Genomic DNA, 11,799 nt, shown 5'->3' on the forward strand with positions numbered 1-11,799 from the left:
GCCCATGGCCCGACGCCGCAGACCGCCCGCCGCCAATGACGAGGACGGCGAGGACTGGCTCGCCACTTACGCCGACGCCATCACGCTGCTGATGGCCTTCTTCGTCATGCTGGTCTCCTTCTCGAAGGTCGAGCTGCCGCTGTTCGAGCAGGTGCAGGCCGGCATCAAGGAGGAGCTCGGCGGCCAGGTCGACAGCGACAAGCCGATCTTCTCGCTGCATTCGAAGGTCCAGCAGATCGTCGAGGACACCGACGACGTCCCGCCGGAAGCGGTCGACGTCGGCTTTGACGATGAAGGCGTGGTGATCGATTTCGCCAGCGGCAGCTTCTTCGAACCCGGTTCCGCGCAGCTCACCGAGCAGGCCAAGCTGATCCTGGGCAAGCTGAAGCGCGAATTGGAAGTCCCGCCCTACGATCTGTTCTTCGTCGACGCCGAGGGGCACACCGACGATGTGCCGATCTCGACCGAGAAGTTTCCCTCAAACTGGGAGCTGAGCGCCGCGCGCGCGGCCGCGGTCGTGCGTCACTTCATCGATCGGGGCATGGAGCCGAACCGCCTTAAGGCCGCCGGCTACGCCGACACCAAGCCCAAGGTCCCCAACAAAGACATTATGGAGGAGCCGATCCCCGAGAACCGCGCCATCAATCGGCGGGTGACGGTCCGGCTGCATCCCTGAGGCGTCGCGTCGCGGCTGTGACGAGCGTCACAGCGTCGACCGGGTCGACCGAAATAGGAAATATTTTAGAAAAATTCCTGACGATTGTTCAGGGGTGCACTATAACCCACGTGGTTGCATAGTGAGAATGGAGCGACGGCCTCGACGGGTGGGGCTTGAGACCGACGGTCTGCGGACCGGCAGCAGGCGAGAGGCGCCATGGCGTTCAAGGTCAAGTTCTGGGGGGTCCGCGGCTCGATCGCCTGCCCGTCGCCGCGGCATATCGGTTTCGGCGGCAACACCTCGTGCGTCGAGGTGTCGGCCGGCGGGGAGCGGATAATCTTCGACGCCGGCACCGGGATCCGGAATCTCGGACATTGGATGCTGAAAAAGGGCGCCAAGCGCGCGACCTTGATGCTCAGCCACACGCACTGGGATCACATCAACGGCTTCCCCTTCTTCACGCCCGCCTTCATGCCGGACAATGAGTTCAAGATCATGGCCGGTCACGTCCAGGAAGAAGGCGGCGTGCGCAAGGTGCTCTCGGGCCAGATGGCGCAGCCGTTTTTTCCGGTGCCGCTCGAAGCGATGCGCGGCGCCATGCATTTCGAGGATTTTTCGGCCGGCGACACTTTCAAGCTGGGCGAGAATGTGACGGTCCGGACCGCGCCGCTGAACCACCCTAACGGCGCCACCGGATACCGCATCGAGCATCGCGGCAAGGCGATGTGCTACATCACCGACACTGAACATGTGCCGGGCGCACCGGATCAGAACATCTTGGGCCTGATCGAGGGCGCGGATCTGGTCATCTACGACAGCACCTACACCGAGGAAGAATTCCCCGAGAAGGTCGGTTGGGGCCATTCCACATGGGAGGAGGGGGTGCGTCTGTGCCAAGCCGCCAATGTTCGCATGTTGGCGATCTTCCATCATGATCCGACCCATGAGGACGGCTTCATGGAGGAGTTGGAACTGACCGCCCGACGCAAATGGCCGGGAGCCATCGTCGCGCGGGAGAATATGCGCATCAATCTGCTTTAGCCTCCGTAAAAAACCACCAGATATAGCGGTCTCCTCAAGCTCTAGTGGCCCGTTTCCTGCATTGAGCTTTCCCTAGGAATCCGTCCGACGGGCGCGCGACTGGCGGCGCGCCGCGCGGCGGACTCGGGGAGAGCGATGCGGGGCGGACACCCTGTCGTACGGCGCAGCCGGCGTTTGAAGGGTCCGGGAGCCGCGCTGCGCCTTGGCGCGGCGGCGCGGCTTGCGGCGTTCGCGCTCCTGTTGCTGGCCGCGCCAGCGCCGGGCGCGGCGCAGAGCGACGATCCGGACGTCCGCGCGCGCGAAGAGGTCGAGCAGCTGCGCGGCGAGGCGGCGGCCGGCGCGGAAGCGCGCGACGTCCTGGCCGCCGACGACTGCCCGGCCGTCGCCTTCGCCGACGTCATGGCGGCGCCCGACGATCTGCGGCTCAACAGTTGTTACGCCATCCAACAGATCGGCGCCGGCGACCTGACCGGCGCGGCGGCGACGCTGGAGCGGCTGCTGCTCTTGCGCCCGACGCTCGCCGAGATCCGCCTGCTCTACGCCATCGTGCTCTATCGGTTGGAGAACTACGACGAGGCGCGCCGGGAGTTCGAGGCGGTGCGCGCCTTCGACCTGGCGCCGACGGACGACGCGCGCATCGCCCGCTATCTGGAGCGCATCGCGCAACAGACGCAGCGCACGGTGCAAACGCTTTCGGTCTCGCTGGGCGGGCATTACGACACCAACCGCAACGCCGCCCCGCGGAGCGAGCAATCTCTCGCGTCGGGCGCCGTCTTCGATCTGTCGCAGGAATCGGCGCGGACGAACGACGACACGGCCGTAATGGGCGTGATCAGCTACGACCTTGAGCACGACATGGGCCTGCAGCGCGAGCACAAGGCGATCGCCTCGGTCACGCTGCTGCAGGACGATCAGACGGAACAGGACAATCTCGACCTGCAGGCGGCGGTGGTCGAAGGCGGGTTCGCCTTTGATCTGCCGGACGGGTTCACGCTGACGCCCACGCTCGGCTACACGTCGATGACCCTGTCGCGCCAGAAGTTCTACACCGGCGTGAGCGGCGCCGTCCGGGTCGACAAGGTCGCGCGCACGGGCGAGCGGTCGCCGCCCGTCGATATATGGCTCGCGGTCGAGCGCACCCGCGAGAGGTTCCACAATATCAGCGAAAACACGACGCTCATCGAACAAGACGGCGCCTTCTGGCGCGGCGAGATCGGCGTGGGACGCTGGATCACGCCGAACCATCGCCTGCAGATCAGCGCCGCGACGCGTTCCAAAGACGCGGCCGTGCGCGCGGAAAGCTCCCGGGCGCTCAGCGTCGAGCTGGCGCATACTTGGCTTCTGGGCGAGGGCGCTTTCTTACAGTCGACCGGCAGCTGGGCCATGCGGCAGTATCGCGCCCCGGACGCCGACGTGGTCGGCACCCAGGCTCCGCAGCGCCGACGCGAGCAGCCAGGCCGCCTGCGCGTGACCTACGGCGCGCCGGTCGGTCTGCTGATGGATCGATTGGGCTACGAGGCGCAGGGTCCCGCCACTGAAGCGGTGCGGGCTTTCGCGGAGTCCGTCACGATGACCGCGAGCGTCGAGTATCTGAAGCAACAGTCCAACATCCGGAACTACGAGTACGAGAACATTCAGGGTCGGGTGCTGTTCACGCGGCTCTATGAGTTCTAAACTCTCATGCGGGAGGGGTCGGCAACGACCCCAGGAGGGTGACATGATCGCCAAGGCTCTGATGCGTGCGGCGCTGGCCGCGGGCCTCGTCGTCGCTGCGGCCGACGGCGCCGCGGCCCAGCAGGCGGATCAGGCCGGCGTCTCCGCGGCGGTAAGCGGCGAAGTGCTGGTCGCGCGCGCCGACGCCGTCGGTCGTCAGGTGACGAGCGGCGAAGCGATCTATTTGGGCGACGCGATAAACGCCGGGCCGGACGGATCCCTCCAGGTGCTGCTGATGGACGAAAGCGTCTTCACGCTCGGCCCGCAGAGCCGGATCACCATCGATCGCTTCATCTACGACCCCGCCGGCGGGTCCAACTCCATGACCCTCAGCATGACCCAGGGGGCGATGCGCTTTGTCGCCGGCAAGATCGCCGGCGGCGACCCCGACGACATGCGGATCGTCACGCCGGTCGGCCAGATCGGCATCCGCGGCACCATCGGGTTCATCGCTTTGTTGACGCCGGAGCAAGCCGCCCAGCAATTTCCGGACGTCGGCTTCGGGCCGCCCGGCGGCGCGGGCGCGCCCTTGCCGGGATCAGGCGGTCCGCCGGTCGTCTTTGCGGCGCTCGCCGGTCCCGGCGCCGGGGCCCCCGGCGCGGTCGCCGGCTCCTTCACCTTTTCAAGCCCTCAGGGAACGGTGGATCTGAACCGGCCGGGCGGCGCGGTGCTGGCGACGCCGGGCCAGCCCCCGGTCTTCTTCATCGCCCCGCCCGGCGCCATCTCCGCACTGGGTCAGCAAACCGGCGGGGGTCAGCAGGAGGACGGCGGCGGCCCGCAGCAGGGCGGCGGTCAACAGCAGGGTGGATCGGGCTCCGCAGGCGGCGGCCTCGGCGGCGGGGTGGGCGGCGGGGTGGGCGGCGTCGAATCGCTCGGCGGCGGCCAGCCGGTGCCGGTGACGCAGGTCATCACTGTTTTGGACCAGCAACAGCAGACGTCCGATGACAACAATGAGGTGACCGACGTCGCCAGCGTCGGCGAAAGCGCCGCCGCGGGCGTGACCTTGCAGGAGCTGATCGCCGCGAACGCCGCCTATATCAGCGGGTCGGCCCCCATCACCGGCGCGATCAGCGGGCTGTTCCTTTTCGACTTCGACTTTGCGGTGGACGAGTTCGACATGGAGGCGATCAATCTTTCCGGCGGCGGCCTCGGCGGAAGTGAGGCGGTAGGTCTCATTTCGCCTTTCCTGCCGCTGCCCAACGACACGCGCAGGTCGATCACCATCGGCAACAACGGCGAGGATTTTGCGGCGGCGACGACGCCCGGTTGCACCGGCTGCTCGTTGACCGCGACCTTCCCCACCACCGGCTCAATCCAGGCCGTCGTGACTAACGGCGGGGCGAGCGGCGCCACCGCCGAAACGCCGTTTTAGGGCGCGCGCGCCGAAAAATTTCGTCGCGCACCGGCGACCGACCCGGGAGCATGCGTGAAGAGTTCCGCATATCGCCGATCGGGAGCGGCGGGCCGCGGGGGAGAAGCTCATGCGGCGCGGCGGGGTGGGAGCGCGAAGGCGGCGCATGCCGACGTCTGCGCCGACGGCGCCGCCGCCGCCGCCGCGCCGTCCGAGAGCCGCCGCATGCTTGCGGTCGGCGACAACGGCGAGGGCTTCCCGGCGGACGTGACGACCTGCGCCGCCTGCTCCTTTTCCGCGAGAGTCCCGACCGCCGGTTCGACCACGGGCGCGGTCGCGCATCAGGGCCCTCCGGGACGAAAGACGAGAGGGCGCTCGATTTCACCGGCGGCATGGAGGGCGGCTGTCGCACGGGCGCGTGACGCCCGGATAGACAAGCCGGGCGCTTTTGTCAGACACTGTGTGCGGATGGGGGGCGCGCGACCGGGGTCGCGGCGCACGCAGACCTATTTGGTGGAATGGACGCAACATGGCTGTGGATCGTCGCTATAGCGAACGCGAATCGGAGTCCGACCGGCGCCGGGCCACAGTAGGCCGGCGCCGCGGCGAACAGATGTTCCACCGATTGGTGGATCTCGGCATCGCGCTGTCAGCGGAGCGCAACCATGAAAAGCTGATGGAGCTGATTCTCCTTGAGGCCAAGGAGATCTACGACGCCGACGGCGGCACGCTCTATCTGGTGACGGACGACGAGCAAGGCCTGTCGTTCCAGATCATGCGCAACGACACGCTCGACATCGCGATGGGCGGCACCACGGGCAAGGCGATCCCGTTCCCCCCTGTGCCGCTTTTCCGAGACGGCGCGCCGAACATGAACAACGTCGCCTCGGCGGTCTATCACAACCGCAAACCCAGCAACATCGCCGACGCTTACGAGGAGGAGGCCTACGACTTCTCCGGCACCAAGAAGTTCGACGAGAGCACGGGCTATCGCTCCAAGAGCTTCCTGACGGTGCCGATGATCAACACCGAAGACGAGGTGATCGGCGTCCTGCAGTTGATCAACGCGCGCGGCGAGGGCGGCGAGACAGTCCCCTTCCAGCCCGCTTTGCAGCCGATGATCGAGGCGCTGACCAGCCAGGCGGCGGTCGCGCTCGAAAATCAGTTGCTGATCCAGCAGCAACGCAAGCTGTGGGATTCGCTGATTGAGATGATCGCCGCCTCGATCGACGACAAATCGCCCTATACCGGCGGACACTGTCAGCGCGTGCCGGTCATCACCAAGCTGCTGACCAAGGCCGCGTGCGAGAGCCGGGAAGGGATTTTCGAAGCCTTCGACCTGACCGAGGACGAATGGTACGAACTGCACGTGGCGGCGTGGCTGCACGATTGCGGCAAGGTGACGACGCCGGAGTACGTGGTCGACAAGGCCTGCAAGCTCGAGACCATCTACAACCGCATCCACGAGGTGCGCACGCGCTTCGAGGTGCTGCGCCGCGACGCCGAGATCGCCTGCCTGAAGGCCAAGCTGGCGGGCGAGGATGCGGCGGCGGCCGACGCCGCCTTCGAGTCGGAAATCAGACGCCTCGACGAGGAGTTCGAGTTCGTCGCCACCGCGAATGTCGGCGGCGAGTTCATGGACGACGCCGACATCGAGCGTCTGGAGAAGATCGCCGCTCAGACCTGGACCCGCCACTACGACAAGACGCTGGGCCTCAGTCCGGTGGAGGCGATGCGCGCGAAGGCGAACCCGCCGCCGCCCGCGCCGGTCGAAGAGCCGCTGCTGGGCGATCTGCCGGAGCATCAGGTCGACGGCTACAATCGCGGCGAGCTTTACAATCTCGGCATCCGCCGCGGCACGCTGACGGCCGAGGAACGCGAGACCATCAACGATCACATCGTCGTCACGCTCAAGATGCTGGAGAGCCTGCCTTTCCCGCGCAAGATGCGCCGCGTTCCCGAATACGCAGGCGGTCACCATGAGAAGATGGACGGCACCGGCTATCCGCGCGGCCTGAAGAAAGACGACATGTCGATCCCCGCGCGCATCATGGCGATCGCCGACATCTTCGAGGCGCTGACCGCCGCCGACCGGCCCTACAAGAAGGCGAAGACGGTGAGCGAGTCGCTGAAGATCATGTCCTTCATGGTCAAGGACGCGCATATCGACGCCGACCTTTTCGCGCTGTTCCTGAAAAGCGGCGTGTGGAAGGACTACGCTGAGCAGTATCTGGAGCCCTTCCAGATAGACGAGGTGAGGATCGAGGATTTCCTGCCCGCGCCGGAGATGCTGACCAAACAGGCGAGTTGACGCCCGGCGTCCTTTCAATCCGTCATAGCGCACCAGGAGACCGCCGCCGATGCTTGACGCGCGCGCGCCGGATGAGATCGCGATCCTCCAGTATCTGACCCATATTCGCCTTGGGTTCGGCGCGCTCTGCGCCGTAGGCGAGGATCTGCAGGCGCTGGGCGCGTCGCGGCCTCTCATCGTCTCGGATCACGGTATCGCGGGCGCCGGCTTGCTGGCCCGGCTGACCGCCGCTTTGCCGGGCGAGGCCGGCGCGCTTTTTCTCGACACCCCGCCGAACCCGAGCGAGGCGGCGGTGCGGGCGGCGGCGCAGCTTTATCGTGACGCCTCGTGCGACGGCGTCGTCGCCTTCGGCGGCGGCTCCTCGATCGACCTCGCGAAAGCGGTCGCGGTGCTGGCCGGTCAGGGCGGCGCGTTGATCGACTATGCGCTAATCCGCGGCGGGGCCGGAAAGATAACGGATGCGATCGCCCCGCTGATCGCGATCCCGACGACGGCCGGGACCGGCAGCGAGGTCGGCCGCGCCGCCCTCATCACCTTCGAGGGCGGGCGCAAGATGGCGCTGGTCAGCCCGCATCTGATCCCGAGGCGCGCGATCTGCGATCCCGACCTCCTGTTGGGGGCGCCGGCCTCGCTGACCGCCGCGACCGGCATGGATGCGCTCGCCCACTGCGTAGAGACATTCTTTTCGCCCAAGATCAATCCGCCGGCCGACGCGATCGCACTGGACGGGGCGAGGCGGCTCGCCCGATGGTTGGAGGCCGCCGTCGCCGACGGATCGGATCGCCGCGCCCGCTGGGAGACGATGACCGCGTCGCTTCAAGGCGGGCTTACCTTCCAGAAGGGCTTAGGCGCGGTGCACGGGCTCTCCCACGCGCTCGGCGGCTACGGCGAGGCCAAGCTGCATCACGGCCTTTTGAACGCGCTGCTGTTGCCGCCGGTGCTGCGCCATAATGCGGGCGCGGCGCCGGAGAAGGAGGCCGCGCTGCGCCAGGCGATGGGGCTCGGCCCGCACGCCGATCTCGCCGACGCCTTCTCCGACCTCAACCGCCGGATCGGGATCGGGGAGCGTCTGGAGGAAGGGGCGGTCGCCGCGGCGGACTTTGAGACGATCGCAAGACATGCGATGGAGGATCATTCCACCGCCACGAATCCGCGGGCGATGACGGTTGAGGTCTACGCCGAGCTGCTGCGCGCCGTTCTCTGACGCTTTGACGCGCTCGGTTTGCGCCCCCATCTGTAAGGCAGCGTAACGACAAACCGCCCGCCGGCCGGCGGGCGCGACGCGGCTTCCGCCGGCGGCGGGCCCCGGGGTCCTCGACCCTAGCGCCCGAACCGTCGGAGGAACGCCATGACTGAAACCGCCCCCCAATCCGATCCCGCCCGCCCCGCGCCGACGCAGACCGCCGAGCGGACGATCCCCGTCAATCTGCGCCAAAGCGGGCAGAACGACGTCTCGCTTTTGATCGGCACGCGCGTGCGCAAATCGCCCTTTTGGCACAAGTCCGTCGAGCACGGCGTGCGCGCCGCCACCGTCTATAACCGCATGTATCATCCCCGCCTGTACTTCACCGAAGAAGAAGGCGGGTTGCTGGGCGAGTACGAGTACCTGACCCGCTACGTCACCTTGTGGAACGTCGCGGTCGAACGCCAGATCCGGGTGAAGGGTCCGGACGCCCTCGCCTTCGTCGACCGGGTCGTCACCCGGCGGATGACGGGCGACGACGAACTGGCTCCGGGCAAGGCGCGCTACGTCGTGCTGTGCGATCAGGACGGCGGGATCGTCAACGACCCCGTTCTGCTGCGGATCGCCGAGGACGAATTCTGGTTCTCGATTTCCGATTCCGACGTGCTGCTGTGGTTCAAGGGACTGAACCAGGGCTTCGGATTCGACGTGCGGCTGGAAGAGATCGACGCCAGCCCGGTGCAGGTGCAGGGGCCGCTGGCGCGCGACCTGATGCGCGATCTGGCGGGCGCGGCGATCGACGATCTCAAATTCTACAATCTGATGGAGACCGAGATCGCCGGCCGCCCCGTCGTCATAAGCCGCACCGGCTTCTCGGCCGAGATCGGCTACGAGATCTATCTGCGCGACGCGACGAACAACGCCGACGCGCTGTGGGACGCGATCGTGGCGGCCGGGCGTCCCTACAATCTGAAGGTCGTCGCGCCGGGCCACATCCGCCGTATCGAAGCCGGCATTCTTTCCTACGGCCAGGACATGGATCTGGAGACCAACCCCTTTGAGGTCGGGCTCGGCTGGCAGGTGCATCTGGATAAGGAAGACTTCATCGGCCGCGACGCGCTCGCCCGCATCCAGGAGAAAGGGCCGGCGCGCAAGCTCGCCGGGCTCACCTTCGCCGGCCGGCCGATCACCTGGTACAACGCCGATTTCTGGATCGTGCGCGACGCCGACGCGCAGGCCCCGATCGGCTACGTCACCAGCGCCTTCTGGTCGCCCAAGCTCGGCTGCAACATCGCCCTCGCCATGCTGCCGGCCGACCGGGCGGAGGAGGGTCAGGCCCTGACCCTCGACCGCCCGGGCGAACCGGAGCCGGTCGCCGCCCAGATCGCGCCCGTCCCGTTCTTCGATCCGGAACGCACGCTCTCCAAGGCGGCGTGACGCCCAGGGTCAGCCGATCCGGCCGCCGCCCTGTTTGGTGATCATCACCACCGACGGGCGCGGCGGCATGCCGTCCTGGAAATCGGGCCAGCGGGTGGCGGGGTCGTCGAAGCTCGACGCCCGGCCGAATTCGGCCCACTTCGAGACGCCGGCGTCCGCAGGGTGCTGGACCGCGACGAACAGCGTCTCCCCGTCGTCGGTGAAGAGCGGGCCGCAGAGCTCCGCGCCGACCGGGCAGCGGAAGAAGTGCCGCCCGCTGCCGCGCGCCGGCCCTTCGGTGTCCAGCGCCCACAAACCGTCGCAGCGGTCTGAATGGGAGCCCGGCCGGTTGCCGTCGGTCGAAATCCATAGCCGGCCAGACGGGTCGACGGCGGCGTTGTCGGGGTCGGTGAACCAGCCGTTCTCGGTCGTCTCCGGCCCCCATTTCGCGCCGACGTCGCCGGTCGGCTCGCCGCACATCACCAGCATGTCCCAGGTCATGGTCGCGGCCGCGTGGTCGCCGTAGGGCGCGCTGATCTCGATGATGTGGCCGTGGCCGTTCTCGGGGCGCGGGTTGGCGGCGTTAAGCTGATCGGCGGTCCGCTTGGAGTTGTTGGTCAGCATGACGTAGACCTTGCCCGTCGCCGGGTTCGGCTGCACGTCCTCCGGGCGGTCCATCGGCGTGGCGCCCAGCAGATCGGCGGCGAGGCGCGCGTCGATCAGCACGTCCGCCTGGCTTTCGAAGCCGTTCTCGGCGGTGAGCGGACCCTGGCCGTGGACCAGGGGCATCCATTCGACCGACCCGTCCGCGTCGAAGCGCGCGACCGACAACTCGCCCGAATCCAGCAGGTCGCGGTTGGCCGCGGGGTTGCTGGGATCGTAGGGCTTTTCGGTGACGAAGCGGTAGACGTAATCGAAGCGCTGATCGTCGCCCATATAGAGGACCACCCGGCCGTCCGCGTTGACGATCGTCTCCGCGCCCTCGTGCTTGAAGCGGCCGAGCGCGGTGCGCTTCACCGGCGTGGAGGTCGGATCTTTCGGATCGACCTCGACCACCCAACCGAAGCGGTTGGGCTCGTTCGGCTCGCGGGCGATGTCGAAGCGCTCGTCGAACTTGCCCCAGGCGTACCATTCGCCCGGCGCGCCGTAGCGCTTGAGCGAGGCGGCCTCAGGGTGCGCGTCCAGCGCCTCCCTGCCCCAGAAATAGCCGTGGAAATTCTCCTCGGCCATCAGATAGGTGCCCCACGGCGTCATGCCCCCGGCGCAGTTGTTGATGGTGCCCAAGACCGCGCGGCCCGTGGGATCGGCGTTGGTCTTCAGGCGCGCATGGCCGGCCGCGGGCCCCGCCAGGCGCATCGGCGTGTTGGCCGTGATGCGCCGGTTGTAGGGGCTGCCCTGGACGACGAACCACTTGCCGGCCGCGCCGCGCCGGATCTCGAGGACGGAGCCGCCGTGGGCCGCCTGTTCGATCGCGACCAGCTCGGCCGTCATCTCCGCGAAGCCGGCGTCTTCCTGGTCGCCGACGCCGGGGAACATCAGTTCTTCGTTGGTGTATTCGTGATTGACGCACAACAGCGCCCGGTCGTCGTCCAGCGGCGCCAGACCGATGTAATCGTTGTTGTAGCCGAACTGCTTGGCCTGCGCCGCCGCCGTCTGGTTTTGCGGATCGAAGGCGGGCGCGTCGGCTTCGACCGGATCGCCCCAGCGGATCAGCACGTCGGCGTCGTAGCCCGCGGCCACATGGTGCGTCGCGTCGACGCCCGCCTTGATCTCCTCGAAAGTAAAGCCGCTCGCCGAAGCCGCGCGGACGGTCGGCGCGAAGGCCGGCAGCGCGGCTGCGGCGACGCCGGTCGCGAGCAGGCCCTTCAGCGCCTGGCGGCGGGACAGGACGGCGTCGAAATGCGGCGCCCGGCTCGGGTTGGTCGGCCGATCGTCATGCGCCTCCAGTCGGCGGTCGCGCGACAGGCGGCGCTGATCTTCGGATAGGGTGGAACGACGCTCGTGCATGGCTGTGGGGTCCCTTCTTCAGAGGTTGAGGGGTTGAGAGCGCTCGTTCTATGCGCGTTGCCTTGCCGCTTGGTGACGTCCGGGTGACGGAGCTGTGACGGCGGCCCGTCCGGTCTGAC

General features: G+C 67.6%; 8 protein-coding genes. 7 read left to right on the forward strand and 1 reads right to left on the reverse strand.

Annotated features, from left to right (window positions below; all coding sequences use genetic code 11):
- Nucleotides 1–4 precede the first annotated feature (4 nt).
- The 7 genes from RIB45_RS11150 to RIB45_RS11180 all read left to right on the forward strand — a co-directional run bounded on the left by RIB45_RS11150 (nucleotide 5) and on the right by RIB45_RS11180 (nucleotide 9,694).
- Entirely contained in the window at nucleotides 5–676 is a 672-nt protein-coding gene (locus RIB45_RS11150) for an OmpA/MotB family protein (protein ID WP_350050347.1), read from the forward strand.
- 198 nt (nucleotides 677–874) lie between these two features.
- On the forward strand, nucleotides 875–1,699 hold the full coding sequence (locus tag RIB45_RS11155) for an MBL fold metallo-hydrolase (protein ID WP_350050348.1): 825 nt from the start codon (nucleotides 875–877) through the stop codon (nucleotides 1,697–1,699).
- A gap of 174 nt (nucleotides 1,700–1,873) precedes the next feature.
- Nucleotides 1,874–3,373, forward strand: a complete 1,500-nt coding sequence (locus RIB45_RS11160) for a tetratricopeptide repeat protein (RefSeq protein WP_350050349.1) — start codon at nucleotides 1,874–1,876, stop codon at nucleotides 3,371–3,373.
- A 43-nt stretch (nucleotides 3,374–3,416) separates the two neighbouring features.
- Nucleotides 3,417–4,784 carry a FecR family protein gene (locus RIB45_RS11165; RefSeq protein ID WP_350050350.1) on the forward strand — a complete coding sequence of 456 codons (1,368 nt, stop codon included), beginning with the start codon at nucleotides 3,417–3,419 and terminating at the stop codon, nucleotides 4,782–4,784.
- 508 nt (nucleotides 4,785–5,292) lie between these two features.
- Entirely contained in the window at nucleotides 5,293–7,074 is a 1,782-nt protein-coding gene (locus RIB45_RS11170) for an HD domain-containing phosphohydrolase (protein WP_350050351.1), read from the forward strand.
- A gap of 49 nt (nucleotides 7,075–7,123) precedes the next feature.
- Nucleotides 7,124–8,278 (forward strand): iron-containing alcohol dehydrogenase, encoded by a 1,155-nt coding sequence (locus tag RIB45_RS11175; protein WP_350050352.1) that lies wholly within the window; start codon nucleotides 7,124–7,126, stop codon nucleotides 8,276–8,278.
- 144 nt (nucleotides 8,279–8,422) lie between these two features.
- The gene (locus RIB45_RS11180; RefSeq protein WP_350050353.1) at nucleotides 8,423–9,694 is read left to right on the forward strand and encodes a glycine cleavage T C-terminal barrel domain-containing protein; all 1,272 of its coding nucleotides are present in this window, start codon (nucleotides 8,423–8,425) and stop codon (nucleotides 9,692–9,694) included.
- A 9-nt stretch (nucleotides 9,695–9,703) separates the two neighbouring features.
- Here RIB45_RS11180 and RIB45_RS11185 read toward each other — a convergent pair whose 3' ends face one another.
- Nucleotides 9,704–11,680, reverse strand: coding sequence for a PhoX family protein (locus RIB45_RS11185; protein ID WP_350050354.1), 1,977 nt, complete (start codon nucleotides 11,678–11,680; stop codon nucleotides 9,704–9,706).
- Nucleotides 11,681–11,799 lie beyond the last annotated feature (119 nt).

Origin of the sequence: Marivibrio sp. (assembly GCF_040218065.1) — a bacterium.
GTDB lineage: Bacteria > Pseudomonadota > Alphaproteobacteria > UBA8366 > Aestuariispiraceae > Marivibrio.